24 protein-coding genes are annotated in these 23,167 nt (G+C 36.6%); 23 read left to right on the top strand and 1 reads right to left on the bottom strand.

What is annotated here, in order from left to right; all coding sequences use genetic code 11:
* Positions 1 to 5: 5 nt before the first annotated feature.
* A complete protein-coding gene (locus RZ55_RS04120; RefSeq protein WP_034531709.1) occupies positions 6 to 263 on the top strand; it encodes a DUF896 domain-containing protein in 258 nt (85 codons plus the stop codon).
* Between the two features lie 70 nt (positions 264 to 333).
* Entirely contained in the window at positions 334 to 552 is a 219-nt protein-coding gene (locus tag RZ55_RS04115) for a YneF family protein (RefSeq protein ID WP_034531707.1), read from the top strand.
* Positions 553 to 595: 43 nt separating this feature from the next.
* Here RZ55_RS04115 and RZ55_RS04110 read toward each other — a convergent pair whose 3' ends face one another.
* Positions 596 to 1,219, bottom strand: a complete 624-nt coding sequence (locus RZ55_RS04110) for a lysophospholipid acyltransferase family protein (RefSeq protein WP_054483543.1) — start codon at positions 1,217 to 1,219, stop codon at positions 596 to 598.
* An 86-nt stretch (positions 1,220 to 1,305) separates the two neighbouring features.
* Here RZ55_RS04110 and RZ55_RS04105 point away from each other — a divergent pair, with 86 nt between their 5' ends.
* From RZ55_RS04105 to ribF, 21 genes are all read left to right on the top strand, one after another.
* Positions 1,306 to 2,058 carry a tRNA1(Val) (adenine(37)-N6)-methyltransferase gene (locus RZ55_RS04105; RefSeq protein ID WP_057175840.1) on the top strand — a complete coding sequence of 251 codons (753 nt, stop codon included), beginning with the start codon at positions 1,306 to 1,308 and terminating at the stop codon, positions 2,056 to 2,058.
* Entirely contained in the window at positions 2,048 to 2,332 is a 285-nt protein-coding gene (locus tag RZ55_RS04100; protein ID WP_057175839.1) for a GIY-YIG nuclease family protein, read from the top strand. Before RZ55_RS04105 ends, RZ55_RS04100 begins: the two co-directional genes overlap by 11 nt.
* Positions 2,333 to 2,391: 59 nt before the next feature.
* Complete coding sequence (locus RZ55_RS04095; RefSeq protein WP_054483538.1) at positions 2,392 to 3,390, top strand: D-2-hydroxyacid dehydrogenase; 999 nt, start codon at positions 2,392 to 2,394, stop codon at positions 3,388 to 3,390.
* A 159-nt stretch (positions 3,391 to 3,549) separates the two neighbouring features.
* The gene (gene rpsB / locus RZ55_RS04090; RefSeq protein ID WP_034531696.1) at positions 3,550 to 4,296 is read left to right on the top strand and encodes a 30S ribosomal protein S2; all 747 of its coding nucleotides are present in this window, start codon (positions 3,550 to 3,552) and stop codon (positions 4,294 to 4,296) included.
* Positions 4,297 to 4,409: 113 nt separating this feature from the next.
* Positions 4,410 to 5,285, top strand: coding sequence for a translation elongation factor Ts (gene tsf / locus RZ55_RS04085; protein ID WP_034531694.1), 876 nt, complete (start codon positions 4,410 to 4,412; stop codon positions 5,283 to 5,285).
* 133 nt (positions 5,286 to 5,418) lie between these two features.
* Positions 5,419 to 6,141, top strand: coding sequence for a UMP kinase (gene pyrH / locus RZ55_RS04080; RefSeq protein ID WP_034531692.1), 723 nt, complete (start codon positions 5,419 to 5,421; stop codon positions 6,139 to 6,141).
* A gap of 3 nt (positions 6,142 to 6,144) precedes the next feature.
* Positions 6,145 to 6,708: a ribosome recycling factor gene (gene frr, locus RZ55_RS04075; RefSeq protein ID WP_034531690.1), complete on the top strand. Its 564-nt coding sequence runs from the start codon at positions 6,145 to 6,147 to the stop codon at positions 6,706 to 6,708.
* A 22-nt stretch (positions 6,709 to 6,730) separates the two neighbouring features.
* Entirely contained in the window at positions 6,731 to 7,129 is a 399-nt protein-coding gene (locus RZ55_RS04070) for a hypothetical protein (RefSeq protein WP_034531688.1), read from the top strand.
* 68 nt (positions 7,130 to 7,197) lie between these two features.
* Positions 7,198 to 7,956 carry an isoprenyl transferase gene (locus RZ55_RS04065; protein WP_053792787.1) on the top strand — a complete coding sequence of 253 codons (759 nt, stop codon included), beginning with the start codon at positions 7,198 to 7,200 and terminating at the stop codon, positions 7,954 to 7,956.
* Between the two features lie 15 nt (positions 7,957 to 7,971).
* Positions 7,972 to 8,760: a phosphatidate cytidylyltransferase gene (locus RZ55_RS04060; protein WP_057175838.1), complete on the top strand. Its 789-nt coding sequence runs from the start codon at positions 7,972 to 7,974 to the stop codon at positions 8,758 to 8,760.
* A 19-nt stretch (positions 8,761 to 8,779) separates the two neighbouring features.
* Positions 8,780 to 10,051, top strand: coding sequence for an RIP metalloprotease RseP (gene rseP / locus RZ55_RS04055; RefSeq protein ID WP_057175837.1), 1,272 nt, complete (start codon positions 8,780 to 8,782; stop codon positions 10,049 to 10,051).
* Positions 10,052 to 10,073: 22 nt separating this feature from the next.
* Positions 10,074 to 11,783, top strand: coding sequence for a proline--tRNA ligase (locus RZ55_RS04050; protein ID WP_054608230.1), 1,710 nt, complete (start codon positions 10,074 to 10,076; stop codon positions 11,781 to 11,783).
* Between the two features lie 58 nt (positions 11,784 to 11,841).
* Entirely contained in the window at positions 11,842 to 16,167 is a 4,326-nt protein-coding gene (locus tag RZ55_RS04045) for a PolC-type DNA polymerase III (protein ID WP_057175836.1), read from the top strand.
* 115 nt (positions 16,168 to 16,282) lie between these two features.
* The gene (gene rimP, locus RZ55_RS04040; RefSeq protein ID WP_057175835.1) at positions 16,283 to 16,756 is read left to right on the top strand and encodes a ribosome maturation factor RimP; all 474 of its coding nucleotides are present in this window, start codon (positions 16,283 to 16,285) and stop codon (positions 16,754 to 16,756) included.
* A gap of 19 nt (positions 16,757 to 16,775) precedes the next feature.
* A complete protein-coding gene (gene nusA / locus RZ55_RS04035; RefSeq protein ID WP_057175834.1) occupies positions 16,776 to 17,864 on the top strand; it encodes a transcription termination factor NusA in 1,089 nt (362 codons plus the stop codon).
* A gap of 26 nt (positions 17,865 to 17,890) precedes the next feature.
* Entirely contained in the window at positions 17,891 to 18,190 is a 300-nt protein-coding gene (gene rnpM, locus RZ55_RS04030; protein ID WP_034531674.1) for an RNase P modulator RnpM, read from the top strand.
* Positions 18,180 to 18,482 (top strand): L7Ae/L30e/S12e/Gadd45 family ribosomal protein, encoded by a 303-nt coding sequence (locus tag RZ55_RS04025; protein ID WP_034531672.1) that lies wholly within the window; start codon positions 18,180 to 18,182, stop codon positions 18,480 to 18,482. The genes rnpM and RZ55_RS04025 overlap by 11 nt, the downstream gene beginning before the upstream one ends.
* A 20-nt stretch (positions 18,483 to 18,502) precedes the next feature.
* Positions 18,503 to 20,743: a translation initiation factor IF-2 gene (gene infB / locus RZ55_RS04020; protein WP_057175833.1), complete on the top strand. Its 2,241-nt coding sequence runs from the start codon at positions 18,503 to 18,505 to the stop codon at positions 20,741 to 20,743.
* Between the two features lie 14 nt (positions 20,744 to 20,757).
* Positions 20,758 to 21,111, top strand: coding sequence for a 30S ribosome-binding factor RbfA (rbfA, locus tag RZ55_RS04015; RefSeq protein ID WP_034531668.1), 354 nt, complete (start codon positions 20,758 to 20,760; stop codon positions 21,109 to 21,111).
* A 114-nt stretch (positions 21,112 to 21,225) separates the two neighbouring features.
* On the top strand, positions 21,226 to 22,137 hold the full coding sequence (gene truB, locus RZ55_RS04010; protein WP_057175832.1) for a tRNA pseudouridine(55) synthase TruB: 912 nt from the start codon (positions 21,226 to 21,228) through the stop codon (positions 22,135 to 22,137).
* Between the two features lie 17 nt (positions 22,138 to 22,154).
* Entirely contained in the window at positions 22,155 to 23,093 is a 939-nt protein-coding gene (gene ribF, locus RZ55_RS04005) for a riboflavin biosynthesis protein RibF (RefSeq protein WP_057175831.1), read from the top strand.
* Positions 23,094 to 23,167: the final 74 nt, after the last annotated feature.

The raw sequence follows: 23,167 nt of genomic DNA, 5'->3' as shown, positions 1-23,167 counted from the left end.
ATTAAATGTCAGAAGCAGAAGATCCAATTTTAAAGAAACTTATTCCACGTATTAATGAATTAGCACACAAAGCTAAGGAAAGTGGATTGACTAAGGAAGAAGAAGCTGAAAGAGCTGACCTTAGAAAACAATACCTAAAACGCTTTAAAGAAAACATGAGAAGCCAAATTGAAATGGTTCAAGTTTTCAATAAAGAAGGTAAAGAAGTTACACCAGAAAAGGTTAAGGAAGTTCAACGTAAAAAAGGTTTACGTGACGATTAAAACTTTTTTTGAATTTAATAATTAAGTTGTGTAAAATTAATAATAGTAACTAACGGGAGGAGGAAGAATTATGTCAACATTCTTATGGATTATCCTAATTCTTTTAGCTTTAATCGTAGGTTTGATCGGTGGATTCTTCATGGCACGTAAGTACATGGAAAAATATCTTAAAGATAATCCCCCAATTAACAAGGATCAATTAAGAGCAATGATGCTACAAATGGGTCAAAAACCTTCAGCTAAGAAGTTAAATCAAATGATGAACAGTATGAAGGCTAACGCCAAATAAATAAAAAAAGACTTAATTCAAAGATTAAGTCTTTTTTTATTGCTTATTTTTCTGAAGATGGGTCAACGTATTTAAAGTCAGGGTTGATTTCTTTATCTAACTTATCGAAAGCATCTTGCATTTGTTGTTCGACTGCTTTTTGACCTTCTTCGTTTAGCTTGATTGATTTGTCCAAGTAGATAGGGTCACCAAAGTTGATGACAGCTTTCTTACGTGAGAACAAACTCTTAAATGTAAGTGGACCTTGGTAAACCGCTGGAAGTAAAGGTGCTTTAGAAAGCTTGGCGATTAAAGTAGCGCCACCTTTTAGTGCTTGAGAATGTCTAGTCCCTGAAGGGAAAATGATTAGTGACTTGTCAGAGTTTTGAAGAATCTTAACAGGTTCCTTAATTACTGATGGGCCAGGATTTTCACGATCAACACTTAATACGTTTGCATGTCTTAATACGTATGCTAAAAGTGGATTTTTGAATAGTTCCTTTTTAGCGATGAAAGCAAATTCTTTAGGACTTGCTGCTAGGGCAAAGTACAATGGGTCAAACCATGTACGGTGCGGTGCAACTAATATGTAATTGCCTTCCGGAATTCTTTGTTTGTTTTCGAACTTAGGCATTCCGTTAATTGGATATAAAATGATTCTACATAATAACTTTAAAAAAGAATACATTAAATAAACTCCTCTCGTACTTTATTATTTAATAGTATTCTATTATTATTGATTTATGCAAGAAAAAAATAAGGTGGAATATTCAAGTGGACGATGTTTTAAAGGAAAACGAAAGAATAGATCAACTATATAGTAATGATATAAAGATAATTCAAAATCCAGATGTGTTCTCATTCTCATTGGATGCGGTACTTTTAGCAGACTTTGCTAGGTTGCCGAAGAAGAGTGCTTCAAAGACTGTCGATTTGTGTGCCGGCAATGGTGCAGTTGGGTTATTTATGTCACATAAAACCAATGGGCATATTTACGAAATCGAACTACAAGATAAGCTGGCTGATATGGCAAAACGTAGTGTTAGTCTAAATAACTTAGATGACAAGTTGTCCGTGATAAACGATGACCTTGATAATACATTTGATTATGTTCAAAAGGATTCTGTTGACGTGATAACTTGTAATCCACCTTATTTTCCAGATTTAGAGGATAGTAAGAAAAATCCAAATCCATATTTAGCAATTGCTAGACATGAAATCACAACTAATCTAGACAAAATCCTAACCGTGTGCGAGGGACTTTTAAAGACAAACGCTAAAGCGTTCTTTGTTTACCGTCCTGATCGGATGCTAGAACTATTTGATGCCATGCAATCACATAATGTAATGCCAAAAAGGATTCAATACATTTATCCACGTGAGGGAAAAGAATCAAACATGATTCTAGTTGAAGGAATCAAAGCAGGGAAGAATGGTGGAACCAAGGTACTACCACCAATTTTTGTTTATAAAGATAATTCAAACGAATATACAGATTTTGTAAGGAAGATTTTATATGGAGAATAAGTTTTATATGTATGTTTTAAAGTGCGGGGATGATTCACTATATGGTGGATACACGACCAATTTGAAACATCGATTAGAACAACACCAAAGCGGAAAGGGTGCCAAGTACACTCGCAATCATTTACCAGTCGAAATGATATACTCCGAGAGCTTTGACAATAAACATGATGCTTTGAGTGCCGAGTATCATTTTAAACATCAAAGTAGAGTAAAGAAGTTAGAATACCTAAATGAAAATGGGGTAAATTTATCTAAATACGGTCTAAGCCTTTAAGACACGGAGTTAAGTGTTATAATTCTAACTGTAACGATGAATATTTGGAGGTTTTTGTATTGAAAATTATTGCTTATGGAATCAGAAATGATGAAATGCCATATTTAAAAGAATGGGAACAAAAAAATCCGGAAGTAGAAGTAAAGGTTGAAACCAAATTACTTGATTCATCAACTGTTGAAGAAGCTAATGGATTTGATGGTGTGGTTGCTTACCAACAAAAACCATACACTAAAGAAATTTTAGATAAATTAGGTAGTTTTAACATCAAGTACCTATCACTAAGAAATGTTGGGGTAGATAACGTTGATGCTGATGCTGCAAAAGCAAATGGAATTACTGTAACAAATGTTCCAGCATATTCTCCAAACGCAATTGCTGAACTAGCAATTACTGAAATTATGAGATTACTAAGAAATACAAAACGTTTTGAAGACAAGCAACGTTCAGGTGACTTAAGATGGGCTCCTGAAATTGGTCAAGAATTAAATTCAAAGACCGTTGGTGTTTTCGGAACAGGTCGTATTGGTCGCGTATTAGTTGATATCTGTCGTGGATTCGGCGCAAAAGTGATTGCATATGATCCATTCAGAAACCCGGAACTAGAAAAACAAGGTATCTACGTTGATACTCCAGACGATTTATACAAACAAGCTGATATCATTTCACTACACGCACCAGCCGTTAAAGAAAATGAACACATGGTAAACGACAAGACTTTATCAGAAATGAAAGATGGTTCATACATTATTAACGCTGCTCGTGGTTCACTAATTGATACTGATGCATTAATCAAGGCTTTAGATTCAGGTAAACTAGCAGGTGCTGCTTTGGATACCTATGAATCAGAAGTAGGTGTCTTCAATGTTAACTTTGATAGTTTCGATGATATTTCAGATGATCGTCTAAAGAACCTAATGAGCAGAGACAATGTTTTGATTACTCCACACATTGCTTTCTACACTGAAACAGCGGTTAGAAACATGGTTACACTATCATTGGATGCTAACAGAGACCTTATCAACACAGGTAAATCAGATAAGATTGTTAAATTGTAATATTTAGCTTGATAAATATTGGAGTTTAATATACAATAATATTCGGTATTTATTACCAATTCACACCTGTCATGACAACTCAGATAGTGCTATTTCTTGATAGTTTTTGGATTGATAGATTGACGGGGAGGAAAAAACTATTTTTGGAGGGCTATTAACATGGCTGTTATTTCTATGAAACAATTACTAGAAGCTGGTGTCCACTTCGGTCACCAAACTCGTCGTTGGAACCCTAAGATGAAGAAATACATCTTTACCCAACGTAACGGAATCTACATCATCGACTTACAAAAGACTGTTAAGATGATCGATTCAGCATACAACTTTATGAAGGATGAAGCTGCTAAGGGCGCTACTGTACTATTTGTTGGTACTAAGAAGCAAGCTCAAGACTCAATCCAAGAAGAAGCTGTACGTGCAGGTCAATTCTATGTTAACCACCGTTGGTTAGGTGGAACTTTAACTAACTGGGATACTATCCAAAGCCGTATCAAGTACCTAAAGGATCTTAAGAAGATGGCTGAAGATGGTACTTTCGAAAGACTACCTAAGAAGGAAGTTGCTCTTCTAAAGAAGAAGACTGACAAGCTTGAAAAATTCCTTGGTGGTATCGAAGACATGCCTAAGATTCCAGATGTTATGTTCATCGTTGACCCTCGTAAAGAACAAATCGCTGTTCACGAAGCTCACAAGTTAAACATTCCTATCGTTGCTATGGTTGATACTAACACTGACCCAGATGACGTTGATGTTATTATCCCATCAAACGATGACGCTATTCGTGCCGTTCGTCTAATTACTGCTAAGATGGCTGACGCTATCATTGAAGGTAACCAAGGTGAAGAAAATGTTAGCGAAAGCACATTCGAAGACACTAAAGATGAAAATGAAAGTGAAGACAAGTAATATTTTTTAAATATTGATTTTGTTTGAACACTTAGGCTGACTCATGTTTTTGGACCGATAAGGCCTGGGATGAGTCGGCCTTTTTTAATATAAAACTTAAGGAGGCCATAACAATGGCAAAGATTACTGCTGCTCAAGTAAAAGAATTACGTGAAAAGACAAGTGTAGGTATGATGGATGCTAAGAAAGCTTTAGTTGCTTCAGATGGTGACGAAAAGAAAGCTCTAGAATACTTACGTGAAAAGGGTATCGCAAAAGCTGAAAAGAAGAGTGACCGTGTTGCTGCTGCTGGTTTAACTCGTGTTGTTACTCACGGTAACGATGCTGCTATCGTTGAAGTTAACGCTGAAACTGACTTCGTTTCAGGTAACGATGACTTCAAAAACCTAATCGATTTAATCGCAGCTAAAATTGTTGAAGCTAAGCCAGCTGATGTTGAAGCTGCTTTAGCACTTGACGTTGATGGTGAAACTATTAACGACAAGATCATCAACACTACTCAAATTACTGGTGAAAAGATCACTCTACGTCGTTTCGTTGTTTTAACTAAGAACGATGACGAAAGCTTTGGTCACTACCTACACAACCAAGGTCTAATTGGTGCCTTAGTTCAAATCCAAGGTGTTGACGAAACTGTTGCTAAGCACGTTGCAATGCACATTGCTGCTACTAAGCCAGAATACCTAGATAGAAACGATGTTCCTCAAGACAGACTAGAAGCTGAAAGAGAAGAACTAAAGAAGGAAGCCCTACAAGAAGGCAAGCCTGAAAACATCGTTGAAAAGATGGTTGAAGGTCGTCTAAACAAGTTCCTTGCTGAAATTAGTTTGGCTGACCAAGAATTCGTTATGGACTCAGACAAGACTGTTGCTGAATACGTTAAGGAAAACGGCGGTCAACTAAAGGCCTTTGTTCGTTATGAAGTCGGTGAAGGTATTGAAAAAGAAGAAACTAACTTTGCTGACGAAGTTAACTCACAAATCAAATAATTAATGAAAAAGGATGCGGATACGTATCCTTTTTTTATACATATTTATAATTAAATAATTGCAGTTATAAACTGTTTTTAAATTTCATATTATGCTAAAATTAAACTAACGATCATGTAATGGAGGAAATTCGATGTCTGACTTAAAATATAAGCGTATTGTTTTAAAGCTAAGTGGTGAAGCACTTGCTGGTGATGAAGGTCACGGTATTAACCCACCTGTAATCAAGAAAATTGCGCAAGAAGTAAAAAATGTTTACGAACTAGGAATTCAAATTGCTATTGTTGTCGGTGGCGGTAACATGTGGCGTGGAGTATCTGGTTCAAAAATGGGCATGGAAAGAACACAAGCTGATTACATTGGAATGTTAGCAACTGTTATGAACGGTTTAGCATTACAAGAAAACTTAGAATCACTTGGTGTTCCAACAAGAGTTCAAACCTCAATCGAAATGAGACAAATTGCTGAACCATATATTCGTAGAAAGGCAGTTCGTCATCTTGAAAAGAATCGTGTTGTTATCTTCTCTGGTGGAACAGGTAACCCATTCTTCTCAACAGATACAACTGCTGCTTTACGTGCTGCTGAAGTACATGCAGATGCTATTTTAATGGCTAAAAACGGAGTTGATGGTATTTACTCAGCTGATCCTAACAAGGATCCAAATGCTGTTAAATTTGATGAATTAACTCAAATGGATATCATTAACAAGAACCTACAAGTAATGGATACTACAGCAAGTTCATTATCAATGGATAATGATATTCCATTAGTAGTGTTTAACTTAAATGAATCCGGCAACATTGAAAAAGTTGTTAAGGGCGAAAAAATCGGAACTACAGTTAAGGGGAAATAAAGTATGGCAACTCAAAATGAAATTTTAGATACAGCAAAAGAAAAGATGCAAAAGTCAATTGCATCATTAAGACAAGAATTAGCAAGTATTAGAGCAGGTCGTGCTAACGCCAGTCTATTAAACGGTGTTACTGCTGAATACTATGGCGCACCAACACCATTAAACCAAATTGCTTCAATCACTGTTCCTGAAGCTAGAGTTATTATGGTTACTCCATATGATAAATCAGCTTTAGATGATATTGAAAAGGGAATCCTTGAAGCTGATATTGGTATTAACCCAGCTAACGATGGTGATAACATTCGTTTAGTTGTTCCACAACTAACTGAAGAACGTAGAAAAGAAATTTCTAAGAAGGTTAAGGCTGCCGGTGAACAAGGTAAAGTCGCTATTAGAAATGTTCGTCGTGAAGCTATGGACGCTGTAAAGAAGGGTAACAAGAACGATGACTTTACAGATGATGAAACTCACGCACTAGAAGACAAGGTTCAAAAGTTGACAGATTCACAAATCAAAGATTTAGATGACGTTATTGCTGCCAAAGAAAAGGAAGTACTAAACGGATAAATTAATAAAAGGGGATGTCACCATGCAAGAACAAGAAGTTACACCAGGTACAGAGGAATTCAATAAGATGGTTTTCAAACTATCTGAAAGTATGAACGATGATACCAAGCAAGCATTGTCTTACAATGGTAATCAACTTGAAGAAATTCAAGATGGAATCTATGTTATGCCGGTATATGTTACTGACGATTTCAACATCTTTTTTGTGGTTTCACAATTAATTGAAGATGATTGGATTGTTGCGTTTACTGAAGCAACAATTGAAAATGAAACTGAAATTACAGATTTAAGTGATCCAATTCCTACGGGTGAAGGATTAAATCTTTTAGGTGAACATAGTCCAAACGACGCTAACCAATTATTAAAATATTTCGAAACTTTAGTAGAAGCTAAACGTGGCGAATGGAGATTAATCCAATAAAATAACTTTACAAATGTGGGATGAGGATTATTTCTCATCCTTTATTTGTATTAATAGGCGAGGTATATATGTTTAAGTTTAAGAAGAAAACTACCACAGAACTTGACTACAATAATATTCCCAAACATATTGCCATTATCATGGATGGAAATGGAAGATGGGCCCAACAAAGACATTTGCCAAGAATTGCTGGACATAAAAAGGGAATGAATGTGGTAAAGGACATTACAAAAGCAGCTAGTGATTTAGGTGTGAAGGCATTAACTTTGTACGCCTTTTCTACCGAAAACTGGAAACGTCCGGATCAAGAAGTTAACTACTTGATGGACTTACCAGAGAAATTTTTCTCTACTTTTGTTCCTGATTTAGTAAAGAATAACGTTAAAGTTAACGTTATGGGATATGTAGATCAATTACCTGAATCTACACAAAAAGCTATCAATGATGCTATTGAGGATACCAAGGAATGCGATGGAATGATTTTGAACTTTGCTTTAAACTATGGAAGTCAAGATGAAATCGTTACTGCCGTTCAAAAAATTGCTCAAAGGGTATCTGACGGTAGTTTAAACGTCGACGACATTAATAAGGACGTTGTTAGTGATAATCTAATGACTTCATCACTTGGTGAATTTGCTAACCCAGATTTATTAATTAGAACAAGTGGGGAAGAAAGATTATCTAACTTCTTATTATGGCAAGTTGCTTACAGTGAATTCGTATTTGACGACACTAAGTGGCCTGACTACACTAAAGAAGATTTAATGAATTGTATTGCTAAATTCCAAGGACGTCATCGTCGTTTTGGGGGATTAAAAAACAAGTAACATTAGGAGATTATTATGAAAACAAGAGTATTAACGGCAATTATTGCCTTATTATTATTTGTGCCAATAGTTTTATTGGGTGGCATTTTTATTCAAATTGGAGCAATTGCTTTAGGAATTGTTGCGATGTCTGAAGTACTAATCATGAAGAAAAAGTTAGTAATTTCACCAGAAGCAATCCTATCATTTATTGGTGTAACTTTATTAATTGCGCCAAGCGACTGGTTTAATGATCTACCATCATTTCTATCAGTTAACTTTTTGTTCTATTTAGTAGTAATGCTATTGATGTTAAGAAATGTTGTTACTAAGAACATTTTTTCATTTGATGATGCCGGTGTAATCACACTAGCAATGTTATACATTGGAATGGGTTTCCATTACTTTATTTCTGCTAGACATGTTGGAATTGCAGTGTTGTTCTACGCACTATTTATCGTTTGGTTAACCGACTCAGGTGCATACATTTTCGGTAAGAAATTCGGTAAACACAAGCTAGCTCCACATGTAAGTCCTAATAAGACATGGGAAGGTTCAATCTGTGGATCATTATTAGCAACTATCATTGCTACTGCATGGATGTACTACTTCTCAGTTGGTCATACATCACTACTTGTTGCTGTTATCGTAACTCTTGTATTATCAATTGCTGGTCAATTTGGTGATTTAGTTGAATCAGCTCTTAAGAGATACTACCAAGTTAAAGATTCTGGAAAAATTTTACCTGGACACGGTGGAATTTTAGATAGATTTGATAGTTTACTATTTGTTTTGCCACTTCTTCACCTATTTGGCATTATTTAGATGTAAAGGAGTGATTTAATTGATTATCACAATACTAGCTTTCGTTGTTGTTTTTGGAATTTTAGTGTTTGTTCATGAATTTGGCCACTTTATCGTTGCCAAAAGATCAGGAATAATGGTTAGAGAATTTTCTATTGGAATGGGTCCGAAGATTTTCTTTTATCGTCACAATCAAACCACGTATACAATTCGTATTCTTCCTTTAGGTGGATATGTTCGAATGGCTGGGATTGCCGATAACGATTCACAGGAACTAGATCCTGGTACTCCAGTTACACTTAAATTTAATGAACAAAATGAAGTTATTTTAATTAATACCAGTCAAAAGCAAAAGACTTTAGATGGGTTACCTCTTGAGGTTTCAAACGTTGATCTTGAACACGAGTTATTTATCGAAGGTTACCAAGATAACAATGAAGAGGTTAAGCGATTTAAAGTAAATCACGATGCGCTAATGGTTGAACACGACGGAACAAAGGTCCAAATTGCACCTGAAGATGTTCAATTCCAAAATGCACCAGTATTCAAAAAGTTATTAACCAACGCTGCTGGAATTGTTAATAACGTGATTCTAGCAATTGTTGCATTTACAATTTTGACATTCATGCAAGGTGGGGTAGCTTCAAATCAAAACACAGCTACTCCAATTCAAGGACATTCTGTTGCAAGGGATGCCGGAATTAAGAATGGTGACAGAATTGTTCAAGTCGATAATCAAAAGACTAACAATTGGAATGAAATAAGCTCAGCAATTCAAGATAGACCAGATCAAAAGTTAACTTTAGTTGTTAAACGAGATGGTCAAGTTAAAATAATTAAATTAACCACTGAATCACAAAAGAACAATGGAAAAAAATATGGATTGATTGGAATTAAAAATACTGTCGATTCTAGTTTTACAACCAAGCTATTCTCTGGTTTTACCAGAACATGGAACATGACTAAGCAACTTGTGTCTGAATTAGTTTACATGGTAACTGGTCACTTTAGCTTAAACGACTTAGGTGGACCGGTTGCAATATACGCTTCCACATCACAAGCTACTAAGTTAGGACTACAAGGAGTTGTTTACTTTATCGCATTCTTATCAATTAACTTAGCGATTATGAATTTAATTCCAATTCCGGTCCTAGATGGTGGTAAAATATTAATGAACATAATTGAGGCCGTTAGAAGAAAACCAACTTCTGAAAAAGTTGAAACAATTGTTACCCTTATTGGTTTCGCATTCTTAGTTGTATTAATGCTACTGGTAACAATTAACGACATTCAAAGATACTTTATCCATTAAGAACATATTTAAGGAGATTTTTATGAAGCAATCAAAAATGTTAATCCCAACGCTAAAAGAAGCGCCAAAGGGTGCTGAAGCTCTTAGTCATAAGTTAATGTTAAGAGCTGGATACATTAAGCAAATTTCAGCAGGGATGTACGCATACTTGCCTTTGGCATACAAAGTAATTTCAAAAATTGAAAACATCATTCGTAAGGAAATGGACGAAATTGACGCGAATGAAACTCTTATGCCGGCAGTATTACCTGCGGAGCTTTGGGAAAAATCAGGAAGATTACAAACTTACGGTCCAGCTTTATTTAAGCTAAAGAACAGACATGACACTGATTTCATTCTAGGACCAACTCACGAAGAAACTTACACAGAAATCATTCGTGACTCAGTTAAGTCATATAAAAAACTTCCTTTAGTGTTATACCAAATCCAACCAAAATATAGAGATGAAGAACGTCCAAGAAATGGTTTACTACGTGGACGTGAATTTATCATGAAAGATGGTTATTCATTCTCAATTGATGATGCTGACCTAGATCGTATCTACAACCAAATGGAAGATGCTTACCGTAAGATTTTCGACCAAGTTGGTTTAGATTACCGTACTATCATTGGTGATGGTGGTGCCATGGGTGGTTCTGATTCAATCGAATTCTCTGCACCAGCTGCTGTTGGTGAAGATACCATCGTTTACTCAGACGATAGCGAATATGCTGCTAACCTTGAAATGGCTAAGAGTATGTACGTGCCTGAAAAGTCTAACGAAACTCAAAAAGACCTAGAAAAGATTAGTACTCCAAACGTAAAATCAATCGAAGATGATGTGGAACTATTAGACACAGATGCTTCAAACGTTATTAAGAGTGTTCTATTCATTGCTGACGAAAAACCAGTTATGGTTCTAGTTAGAGGTGATCACGAAGTTAACGACGTTAAGGTTAAGGGTCAACTTGGTGCTTCATTCTTTGACTTGGCAAATGATGAACAAATCAAAGAATTTACAAACACATCAAGAGGATACGTTGGTCCATTTAACCTAGATGAATCTGTAACTGTATTAGCAGATAACTACGTTAAAGATATGACTAATGCATTTGCTGGCGCTAACGAAGATGGTTACCACTTTGCTAACGTTAACCCAGAACGTGACTTTGAAAACGTTACTTACGGTGACTTTAGAGAAGTTGAAGAAGGTGAAATCTCACCAGATGGTTCTGGTGTATTGAAGTTCACTCGTGGTATTGAAATTGCTCATATCTTCAAGCTAGGAACTAGATACTCAAAGGACTTAGATGCAAACGTCTTAGATGAAAATGGTCGTCAAAAACCAGTTGTAATGGGTTGTTACGGTATCGGTATTAGTAGATTACTAACTGCTATTGCTGAACAACAAGCTGATGACAATGGTTTAATTTGGCCTAAGTCAATTTCACCATTCGACATTCACTTGATTCCTGTTAACACAAAGGATGAAACTCAAGTAAGTGTTGCTGATGGTATTGAAAAAGAACTTAAGGATGAAGGCTTTGATGTTTTAACTGATGACAGAAAAGAAAGAGCCGGAGTTAAGTTTGCCGATTCAGATCTAATTGGATTACCAATCAGAGTTACTGTTGGTAAGAAGGCTAGTGAAGGAATCGTAGAAATTAAGATTAGAAAAACTGGCGAAACTGTTGAAGTTAAGCAAGAAGAAGTTGTTAACACTGTAAAAATCTTACTTAAAGATTTGAAATAAAAAAGGGTCAGTTGAAGAGACTGACCTTTTTTAGCTGACTTAGGATGGAGGTATTAGATTGTCTAACCAAGAAGAATTATTTACAAAATTATTGAATCAATTACAGTTAAAAGACCAAATTGATTCCGATAATTTTAAAGGCGGTCAGATTGAGAAGATTGATATCCACAAACGTTCCAAAATTTGGGAATTCCACCTTACACTTCCACGAATTTTAGATTACGAAGTCTTCTTGGATTTTTATAGTCGTATGCAAGCGACTTTTGATGAAATCGCTACTACTAAAATTAATATCAAAGCAAACGACAATCAATTTGATAACAAGCAATTAGGCAATTACTGGGAATGGATTGTTAAACATGCTGATATCACTGATGCTATTAAAAATGAATTATTAAGACGTGATGCACCAAAGATTGTTGATCATAAAATCGAACTTAGTGCTGATAATGAAATCGTTAAGAACTTTCTTGTGGACAAAGCAGTTAGTCCAATTGAAGATTTGTATGAACGATTAGGTTTTCCACACTTTACCATCTCTGTTTTTGTTGATGAAACTGCTTCTCAAGAAAAAATCAAAGATTTTAAAGCTGAAAAGGAAAAGAAGGATGCTGAGTTAGCTCAAAAGGCGATGCAAGCAATCCAAGAATCATCTGCTAAACGTCAAAAGAACTCAAAGAATGCTGTTCCAAAGGGTAAAGTACAAATCGGTAAGAAGATTAAGGATGACCTAGAAGTTACTAAACTAATTGATATCGTTCAAGAAGAAAAACTAGTGATTGTAAATGGTCACATCTTTAGTAAGGAAATTCGTTCACTTAGGTCAGGTCGTCAATTGATGATCTTAAAGATTACCGATTATTCATCATCAATCGAAGTTAAGAAGTTCTCTAACAACGAAAACGATGAAGCTAACTTTTCCGCATTGCAAGAAGGCGATTGGATTAAGGTTCGTGGTGGTATCCAAGAAGATAACTACAGTCATGAATTAACATTGAATGCTTATGACATTAATCCACTACACCATGAAGGTCGTCATGATGATGCAGAAGAAAAACGTGTTGAACTACATCTACACACTAAGATGAGTCAAATGGATGCAACTAATAGTATTGAAGAATACGTGGCTAGAGCTAAAGAATGGGGGCACCCGGCATTAGCGATTACCGACCACGCTGCTGTTCAAGGTTTCCCATTTGCTTACACTGCTGCACAAAAGAATGACATTAAGATGCTATACGGTGTTGAAGTAAATGTTGTAGACGACGGTGTTCCAATTACATTTAACGAAGATGACCGTGATTTAGCTGACGCTACTTACGTTGTTTTCGATATTGAAACAACTGGTCTTTCTGCAATTTACGATAAGGTAATCGAAGTTTCAGCCGTTAGAATGCAACATAATAACGTCTTGGACCAATTTGAAGAATTTATTGATCCTGGTTTCCACTTATCAGACTTTACGACTGAACTTACATCCATCACTGATGATATGGTTAAAGGTTCTAAGTCTGAAGAAGAAGTCTTTAAGTTATTTAGGGAATTCTGTGGTGATTCAATTGTTGTAGGGCACAACGTTACTTTTGACGTTGGCTTTATGAATGTTGGTTACCAAAGATATGGGATGGAAGAAATTCAAAACCCAATCATTGATACATTGCCATTAGCTCGTTTCTTATATCCAAACTATAAGAGTTATCGTTTGAATACATTGGCTAAGAAGTTTGACGTTGCTTTGGAACACCATCACCGTGCCGTATATGATGCCGAAACAACAGGTCATTTGAATTACTTGTTCATCAAGGATGCCGAAGAACGTTATAACATTACCAAGGTAAATCAACTAAATGAACATATGTCTGATAATGATGCATATAAACATGCGCGTCCATTCCATGCCATCTTGATGGCTCAAACACAAGCTGGATTAAAGAACATGTTCAAGTTGGTTTCATTATCTAATGTTGAATACTTCTACAGAGTGCCAAGAATTCCACGAAGTGTGCTTGAAAAGTACCGTGAAGGAATCCTAGTTGGTTCTGCTTGTGCAAACGGTGAAGTATTCACCGCAATGCTACAAAAAGGTAAAGAAGAAGCCGAGAAGAAGGCTGAATTCTATGACTATCTTGAAGTCCAACCAAGTGCCGCTTATCAACCAATGATTGATTCAGAATTAATTCATGGTAAAAAGCACCTACAAGAATTAGTACAAAACATGGTTGATATGGGTCATGAAATGGATAAACCAGTTGTTGCAACTGGAGATGTTCATTACATGGATCCACAAGACTATATTTACCGTAAGATTTTGATTCATTCACAAGGTGGGGCTAACCCATTAAATAGACAAGAATTACCTAAGGTGCCATTCTTAACCACAGATGAAATGTTGAGTGATTTTGAATACTTAGGTGAAGACGTCAGCAAGGAAATCGTTGTTGATAATACCCAAAAGATTGCCAACATGGTTGATGATGAAATTCATCCGGTCTTAGACCGACTATACACACCACACATGAAGGGTGCCGAAGATGAAATCAGAAACTCAACTATGGATATGGCCCATAAACTTTACGGAGATCCACTACCTGAGTTAATTCAGGCCCGTTTGGACCGTGAGTTGAAGAGTATTATTGGTAACGGATTCTCAGTAATTTACTTAATCGCTAAGCGTCTTGTAGCAAAGAGTAATAAGGATGGATATCTGGTAGGTTCCCGTGGTTCCGTTGGTTCCAGTTTGGTAGCCACAATGGCGGGGATTACTGAAGTTAATCCATTGCCACCACACTATCGTTGTCCAAACTGTAAGTACTCTAAGTTCTTCACTAAGGGTGAATATGGTTCAGGATATGATTTACCACATGAAAACTGTCCAGAATGTGGAACATTAATGGTTGGTGACGGTCATAATATTCCGTTCGAAACATTCCTTGGATTTAGTGGTAACAAGGTTCCAGATATTGATTTGAACTTCTCCGGTGACTATCAACCAATTGCCCATAACTACCTAAAGGTATTGTTCGGTGAAGGAAATGTATACCGTGCCGGAACCATCGGTACGGTTGCCGATAAGACCGCTTATGGATATGTAAAGGCATACGAAAGAGATACTCAACAAACTATTCGTTCTGCCGAAATTGATCGTTTATCAAAGGGTGATACTGGTGTTAAGAGAACGACCGGACAACATCCGGCCGGAATTATCATTGTTCCAGACGATATGGATATCTTTGATTTCACACCAATCCAATATCCAGCTGATGATCAAAACGCAGCTTGGGAAACTACCCACTTTGATTTCCATTCTATCCATGACAACATCTTGAAGATGGATGTGCTGGGACATGATGACCCAACCATGATCAGAATGCTTCAAGATTTATCAGGAATTGATCCTCAATCAATTCCAATGGATGACCCTGGAGTTATGGGACTATTCTCCGGTACAGACACAATTGGCGTTACCCAAGACCAAATTCAATCAAAGACAGGGACGCTAGGAATTCCTGAATTTGGTACCAAGTTCGTTAGAGGGATGCTAGAACAAACTAATCCGGCAAACTTCTCACAACTACTACAAATTTCAGGTCTATCCCATGGTACCGACGTTTGGTTAGGAAACGCCGACGAATTAATCAAGGAAGGTAAAGCAACCATCGCCAACGTTATTGGTTGTCGTGATAACATCATGACCGACTTGATTAACTGGGGTCTAGACTCAGAAACATCATTCCAAATCATGGAATATGTTCGTAAGGGTCGTGGAATTAAGGACGAATGGCAAAAGAAGATGCACGAAGCCAATATTCCACAATGGTACATTGATTCATGTCTAAAGATTAAGTACATGTTCCCACGTGCCCATGCCGCAGCCTACGTTTTAATGGCCTTACGTGTGGCTTACTTTAAGGTGTACTTCCCATTGGTATACTACTGTGCATACTTCTCAGTTAGAGCCGATGACTTTGATATTGTTTCAATGTGTCACGGTAAGGATGCCGTTAAGGCCAAGATGAAAGAAATTAACGATCTTGGAAACGATGCATCTGCCAAGGATAAGAATCTATTAACTGTTCTTGAATTAGCCAACGAAATGATTGAAAGAGGTTTTGAATTCGAAATGGTTGATTTAAACCGTTCCGATGCCGAACAATGGTTAATTGACGGTAACAAGTTGATTGCTCCATTTAGAGCTATTCCTGGTCTTGGTTTAAACGTTGCTAAACAAATTGTTGCAGCACGTGAAGATAAAGAATTTATCTCTAAAGAAGACTTATCCAAACGTGGAAAGGTTTCTAAGAAGTTAATCGAATTTATGACAGAAAACCATATCATTGATAACTTACCTGATGAAAACCAACTAAGTTTATTTGATATGATGTAGTATGTATTGAACAATCTCAGATAGTATGGTATGATACATTATGATTTATATCTGAGAGAAAGGAGTGAGCAGAAATGCTCGCTCTTTTTATTGGATTTTTTTAGGAGGCGTATCATTGAGCGAAGTTACAGAAGTGATAAAAGAAGTAGTAACTCCAATTCTAGATAGTCATGACTTTTATTTATATGACATCGAATTTGTAAAAGAAAGCAAGAATTGGTATTTAAGGGTTTATGTCGATAAGGACGGTGGTATCAATATTGAAGACTGTGCGTTAGTATCTGACGAACTAAGTGAAAAATTAGATTCAATGGATCCGGATCCAATTCCACAAGCTTACTTTCTAGAAGTCTCATCTCCAGGAGCTGAAAGACCTCTAAAGAAACCAGAAGATTATGAAAAAGCTGTTAATGAATACATTCATGTTTCATTGTATGCACCCATTAACGGTGAAAAAGTCTACGAAGGGACTTTAAAAGAATTAAGCGAAGATAAATTAGTTTTGACTGTTAATTTAAAAGGTCGAATTAAGGATCTAACAATACCAAGAAAATCAATTGCCAAAGCAAGATTAGCAATTAAATTTTAGCTAAGGGAGACAATCAAAAATGAGTAAAGAACTTTTAGGTGCACTAGATGCCCTAGAAAACGACAAAGGGATTTCTAAAGAAACTGTTATTGATGCTTTAGAAGCTGCATTAACTTCAGCATACAAGAGAAACTACAACCAAGCACAAAACGTTGAAGTTGCTTTTGACGACAAGAAGGGTAACATCCATGTTTACGCTGTTAAGACTGTTGTTGAAGATGTAGTTGACCCAAGACTAGAATGCAGTCTATCAGATGCATTACAATTAAACCGTGGTTACGAATTAGGTGACGAAATTAAGTTTGAAGTTACTCCTAAGAACTTTGGTAGAATCGCTGCTCAAACTGCTAAGCAAGTTATCATGCAAAGAGTTAGAGAAGCTGAAAGAACAATTGTTTACAACAAGTACAGCAAGTACCAAGACGAACTAATCGCTGGTGAAATTGAACGCCAAGATGATCGTTTTGTATATGTTGATTTAGGTAAGGTTGAAGCAGTTATGCCTAAGAATGACCAAATGCCAAATGAAACATACAGACCACAAGACAGAATCAAGGTTTACGTTAACCGTGTTGAAGACGCTACTAAGGGTCCTCAAATCTTCGTTAGTCGTACTGCTCCTGGTTTATTAAAACGACTATTTGAAGAAGAAGTTCCTGAAATTTACGATGGAACTGTTGAAGTTGTATCAATCGCTAGAGAAGCCGGAGACCGTGCTAAAGTAGCCGTTAGATCTAACAACGATGATATCGACCCAGTTGGTACAACTGTTGGACCAAGAGGTCAACGTGTTCAAACTATCGTTAACGAACTAGGTGGCGAAAACATGGACATCGTTCAATGGACTGAAGATCCTGCCGAATTCATCGCCAATTCATTAAACCCATCAGAAGTAGTGGATGTTATCTTTGATGAAGAAAATGAACGTGCATGTACAGTTATCGTACCTGACTACCAACTATCATTAGCAATTGGTAAGCGTGGACAAAACGCACGTCTAGCTGCTAAGTTGACTGGTTACAAGATTGATATCAAGTCTGAATCAGAAGCTGATGGTCTAACTGAAGACGTCCAAGAAGATAGTGACGACGCAATCGATAACGAATAATAACAAGATTAAGGAGTGTTAACTCAATGAGAACAAGAAAAATTCCAATGAGAAAAGATATTGTTACTGGTGAAATGGCTCCCAAGAAAGATCTAGTTAGAATCGTTAAGGACAAGGAAAATAACGTTACTATCGATGAAACTGGAAAAAAATCAGGTAGAGGGGCATACGTTTCAATTGACGTAAAAGTCGCACAAAAAGCCAAGGATGAAAAGAAACTAAACGAAGTATTTTCAGTTGACTTAAGTGATGAATTTTACGATGATTTAATTGCTTACGTAGACCACAAACAAGCCAGAAAAGAACTTTTCGAAAATGACAAATAAAGAACAAATATTAAACTTTATTGGTTTAGCAAAGCGAGCCGGAAAGATAACTACTGGTGAAGATATATTGCTCAACGCAATCAAGAAGAATAAAATTAAATTTCTGATTATCGCTACTGACTCTGGAAAAGCCAGCTTGAAGAAATTTACAGATAAGGCAAATTCATATAACATTCCTACCAATCAAATGTTTACTAAAGTAGAGATAAGTGATGCAATTGGGATGCCGCGGACCATTATTGGGATCGCAGACAATGGATTTGCCAAACGTTTGAAAGAAATGACAAATTAATTGTAAAGGAACGTGATGGTATGGGTAAGAAAAGAATTTATGAGTTATCTAAAGAGATAAATGTAGCTAGTAAGACAATTATTGATGAAGCAAAGAGGAAGGGATATGACGTTAAAAATCATATGTCAGGTCTAGATGCTAACGAAGAAAAGGCTATCAGAGACCACTTTGCTCCAAAGAAAAAGCCGGTTAATGCAACCAAACCAGCTAACAATAATTCTAAGAAACCTGCCGAAAAGCCACACAAGACTTTAAACAAAAATTCTAACAATAAGGCAAAGCAATCTATGAACAATAACAACAGTAATAACAGCAACAACACAAACAAACCAAACAACAATGGTTCTTCAAACTTCAAAAAGGGTGGTAAGAAGAACAAGAAGAAATTCAACAAGAAAAACAACCGTGGTAACAACAAGTTTGCTGGTATGTACACTAAGAACCAACGTATCAGACAAAACCACAAGAACAACAAAGCACCAGAAAGAAAAGAACGTCCATTGCCAGAAACATTGGTATACACAGTTGGTATGAACGCTCAAGAAATCGGTAAGATTATCCATAGAGAACCAGCTGAAATCGTTAAGAAGTTATTCCTATTAGGAGTAATGGTTAATCAAAACGTTTCATTGGATAAGGATACGATCGAACTTCTAGCTGCTGACTACGGTATTAAGGCTGAAGAAAAGGTTGAAGTAAACGTTTCTGATATCGATAAGATCTTCGAAGAAGAAGCAGAAAACACTGACTACCTAGAAGACCGTGCACCAGTTGTTACTATCATGGGACACGTTGACCATGGTAAGACAACATTATTGGATTACTTGAGAAACTCACACATCACTGATGGTGAAGCTGGTGGAATTACTCAAGCAATCGGTGCTTACCAACTTGAAAGAAACGGTAAGGTTATCACATTCTTGGATACTCCAGGACACGCTGCCTTTACTGCTATGCGTGCTCGTGGTGCTGATATCACTGATATCACAATCCTAGTGGTTGCCGCAGACGATGGTGTTATGCCACAAACAATTGAAGCTATCGACCATGCTAAGGCCGCAAAGACTCCAATTATCGTTGCAATTAACAAGATTGATAAACCAGGTGCAAACCCTAACCACGTTATTGAACAACTAGCAAGTTACGAATTAATCCCAGAAGACTGGGGTGGTGACACTATCTTCGTTGAACTATCAGCTAAGATGGGTACTAACGTTGATGAATTACTAGACATGATTCTTCTACAATCAGACGTGATGGAATTAAAGGCTAACCCTAAGCAACATGCTGCCGGTTCAGTTATTGAAGCTCGTCTAGATCGTGGTAGAGGTCCAGTTGCAACATTACTTGTTCAACAAGGTACTATGCATGTCGGTGACCCAATCGTAGTTGGTGACACATTCGGTCGTGTTAGAACTATGACTAACGAAAAGGGTAAGGACTTAGATGGTGCTAAACCATCAACTCCAATTGAAATTACTGGTTTAAACGATGTTCCAGAAGCCGGGGACCGTTTCGTAGTATTCGATGATGAAAAGACTGCCCGTGCTGCTGGTGAAGAAAGAGCTAAAGAAGCTCAAATGGAAGAACGTAAGAAGAACAACAGTGTTACTTTGGATAACTTATTCGAATCTCTAAAAGAAGGAGAAATGAAGGAAGTTGCCGTAATTATTAAGGCTGACGTTCAAGGTTCTGTTGAAGCACTTGCATCAAGTCTACAAAAGATTGATGTTGAAGGTGTTAAGGTAAACATAGTCCACAGTTCTGTAGGTGCAATTAACGAAAGTGATATTGCATTGGCTGAAGCAAGTAACGCTATCATCGTTGGATTTAACGTTCGTGCTACTTCACAAGCTAAGGCTCAAGCTGAAACTGATAACGTTGACATTCGTCTACACCAAGTTATCTACGATGCTATTGATGAAGTAGAATCAGCTATGAAGGGTATGCTAGCACCTAAGTACAAAGAAGAAGTTACTGGTGAAGTTGAAGTAAGACAACTTTACAAAGCTTCTAAGATTGGTACAATTGCAGGTGGAATGGTTACCGATGGTGTAATTAAACGTGACAGTAAGATTCGTTTAATTCGTGATAATGTTGTTATCTACAACGGTGAACTAAATAGTTTGAAGCGTTTCAAAGATGATGCTAAGGAAGTTAAGCAAGGATTTGAATGTGGACTTACTATTGAAAACTACAACGACATCAAGGAAGGTGACGTTGTAGAAGCCTACGAAATGAAAGAAGTTCCTGCTAAGTAAAGGAGTGAATTGGTATGGCTCAATACAGAGTTGGAAGACTAGAACAAGAAATTCAAAAAGAAGTTAATGACATCTTATTAAAGCGTGTGAGAGATCCACGAGTTCAAGGTGTAACTATTACTGGTGTTGACGTAACTGGTGACTTACAACAAGCTACTATTTACTACAGCATCTTATCTGATAACGATAATGATGAAGAAACTACCCAAAAAGGTTTGGATAAGGCAACATCGTTAATCAGAGGTGAATTAGGTTCTCGTTTGAGTATCTACCGTACACCTGAATTAACATTCAAATTGGATGAATCAATTCAATATGGAAGTAAGATTGATCAATTAATCAACAAGTTAAAACAAGAAGATCGTTAATAAAAAAGAACCCGTAACTGATGTTATGGGTTCTTTTTGTTTGCTCTGATTTAGTGAAAAAAGGCGTCTATGATATAATTTAAGATATAAATAACATCTGAGGAGTCGTGTAATATGGACGGAATTATCCCATTATATAAAGAAAAGGGTATGACCAGTTTTGCCTGCGTTAGTCAATTACGAGGCATTTTAAAAATGAAGCGAATTGGTCACAGTGGAACACTAGATCCAAACGTAGAAGGAGTTTTACCAATTTGTTTAGGTAAGGGTACCAAACTAGTGGAATACCTAATGAACTCAGGAAAGGTATACCAAGGTAGCATTACCTTAGGTTTTGATACCACTACCGAAGATTTAGACGGTGAAGTGGTCAGTACTAAACCACTAGAAAAGCCACTAACAGATGATGAAATTGATGAACTACTTAACAGTTTTGTTTCTGAAGATTTAATTCAAATCCCACCAATGTATTCAGCTGTTAAAGTAAATGGTAAGAGGCTTTATGAATACGCCAGAAATGGTGAGGAAGTAGAACGTCCAGAGAGACACGTTCAAATTCATTACTTTAAACAAATCAAAGACAGCATTTATGATGAAGACAAAAAACAACAAACTATCTTTTTTGAAGTTGGTTGTGGTAAGGGAACATATGTAAGAACGCTTGCTGTTGACTTTGGCAAAAAGATTGATATGCCAGCCGTGATGTCTAGTTTAACTAGAATTAAGAGTGGTGGTTTTACAATTGAAGATACTTTTAAGATTAGTGACGTAAAATCAGCCTTAGACAATGGCACTATCGATGACATCGTTAAATCAATTGATTACGCATTGACCGACTTTAAGCACGTTGAACTAAATGAAGGCCAATGGAAAATCGTCCAAAATGGTGGTTTCTTGGATTCAGGTGCTTTAGGTATAAATGACGATAAATGTGTGTTAACGTTTAACAACGAAGTTAAGGCTTTGTACTTCTTTGACGAAAACAAACAAATTTACAAACCAGAAAAAATGTTTAGCAATCAATAATCGAAAGGCATGAAATTATGGAAATAATCAAATTACATCATCCATTGAGTTCTGATTTTCATCAATCAGAAAAGCTAGTTTTAGCAATGGGCTACTTCGATGGAATTCATTTAGGCCATCAAAAGGTATTGGAAAAAGCGCGCGATATTGCCATGCAAAAGAACCTACCTTTGGCAGTATTAACTTATGACCATAAACCTGCTGTAGTATATAAACAATTATCACCACATGATAGAAGAAACATCATTATGCCAGATAGTAAAAATGAAATGTTTGAATCATTGGGTGTTAACAAGGTGTTCGTGGTTAACTATAGTTTTAGTTTTCAAAACCAAACACCACAAGAATTTGTTGATAACTACCTAGTTAGATTTAATGCCGACACCGTAATTGCCGGAACAGATCATACCTATGGTGCCAAGGACGCAACAATGGACTTACTACCCAATTATGCGAAAGACAGATTTGACGTAGTTGCCGTTGACTTGGCAGATTACCAATTGGAAAAGATCAGTTCAACTCGAATTAGAAAGAATCTAGACGAAGGTCACATTCAAACAGTGAACCATTTGATGGGCAGACCATTTCAAACTGGTGGCACCGTTGTCCATGGCTTTGCCCGTGGTCGTGAATTAGGTTACCCAACCGCCAACATCGAACACGATGAACTACAATGGCTACCAACTATCGGTGTCTATGTAGTTGATGTGATTATTGGTGATCAAAAGTACCATGGGATGGCATCGATTGGGCGAAACGTCACCTTTGGTGATAAGAACCCAATCACAGTGGAAATTAATATTTTAGACTTTAATGACAATATATATGGAGAAGTATTAAAGGTAGATTGGTTATATCGTATTCGTGGTGAAGTGAAGTTTGAAGGGATTGATAAGCTAATTAAGCAACTTCAATCTGACGAAGATTTTACCCGTCAATATTTCGAAAACAACTAGTCTTTTTCTTGACTTATATAGATGGCTTTGGTAAATTAATAATTGTGGTTAGCACTTAACACAGATGACTGCTA

Source organism: Apilactobacillus kunkeei, assembly GCF_001421115.1.
GTDB classification, from domain to species: domain Bacteria; phylum Bacillota; class Bacilli; order Lactobacillales; family Lactobacillaceae; genus Apilactobacillus; species Apilactobacillus kunkeei_F.
This window is presented reverse-complemented; position numbering and strand designations above follow the sequence as displayed.

Excerpts from the sequence above, each read along its gene's own strand:
- RZ55_RS04120 (WP_034531709.1), top strand. The coding sequence starts at position 6 with ATGTCAGAAGCAGAAGATCCAATTTTAAAGAAACTTATTCCACGTATT.
- RZ55_RS04115 (WP_034531707.1), top strand. The coding sequence starts at position 334 with ATGTCAACATTCTTATGGATTATCCTAATTCTTTTAGCTTTAATCGTA.
- RZ55_RS04110 (WP_054483543.1), bottom strand. The coding sequence starts at position 1,219 with ATGTATTCTTTTTTAAAGTTATTATGTAGAATCATTTTATATCCAATT.
- RZ55_RS04100 (WP_057175839.1), top strand. The coding sequence starts at position 2,048 with ATGGAGAATAAGTTTTATATGTATGTTTTAAAGTGCGGGGATGATTCA.
- rpsB (WP_034531696.1), top strand. The coding sequence starts at position 3,550 with ATGGCTGTTATTTCTATGAAACAATTACTAGAAGCTGGTGTCCACTTC.
- tsf (WP_034531694.1), top strand. The coding sequence starts at position 4,410 with ATGGCAAAGATTACTGCTGCTCAAGTAAAAGAATTACGTGAAAAGACA.
- pyrH (WP_034531692.1), top strand. The coding sequence starts at position 5,419 with ATGTCTGACTTAAAATATAAGCGTATTGTTTTAAAGCTAAGTGGTGAA.
- frr (WP_034531690.1), top strand. The coding sequence starts at position 6,145 with ATGGCAACTCAAAATGAAATTTTAGATACAGCAAAAGAAAAGATGCAA.
- RZ55_RS04070 (WP_034531688.1), top strand. The coding sequence starts at position 6,731 with ATGCAAGAACAAGAAGTTACACCAGGTACAGAGGAATTCAATAAGATG.
- RZ55_RS04065 (WP_053792787.1), top strand. The coding sequence starts at position 7,198 with ATGTTTAAGTTTAAGAAGAAAACTACCACAGAACTTGACTACAATAAT.
- RZ55_RS04060 (WP_057175838.1), top strand. The coding sequence starts at position 7,972 with ATGAAAACAAGAGTATTAACGGCAATTATTGCCTTATTATTATTTGTG.
- RZ55_RS04050 (WP_054608230.1), top strand. The coding sequence starts at position 10,074 with ATGAAGCAATCAAAAATGTTAATCCCAACGCTAAAAGAAGCGCCAAAG.
- nusA (WP_057175834.1), top strand. The coding sequence starts at position 16,776 with ATGAGTAAAGAACTTTTAGGTGCACTAGATGCCCTAGAAAACGACAAA.
- rnpM (WP_034531674.1), top strand. The coding sequence starts at position 17,891 with ATGAGAACAAGAAAAATTCCAATGAGAAAAGATATTGTTACTGGTGAA.
- RZ55_RS04025 (WP_034531672.1), top strand. The coding sequence starts at position 18,180 with ATGACAAATAAAGAACAAATATTAAACTTTATTGGTTTAGCAAAGCGA.
- infB (WP_057175833.1), top strand. The coding sequence starts at position 18,503 with ATGGGTAAGAAAAGAATTTATGAGTTATCTAAAGAGATAAATGTAGCT.
- rbfA (WP_034531668.1), top strand. The coding sequence starts at position 20,758 with ATGGCTCAATACAGAGTTGGAAGACTAGAACAAGAAATTCAAAAAGAA.
- truB (WP_057175832.1), top strand. The coding sequence starts at position 21,226 with ATGGACGGAATTATCCCATTATATAAAGAAAAGGGTATGACCAGTTTT.
- ribF (WP_057175831.1), top strand. The coding sequence starts at position 22,155 with ATGGAAATAATCAAATTACATCATCCATTGAGTTCTGATTTTCATCAA.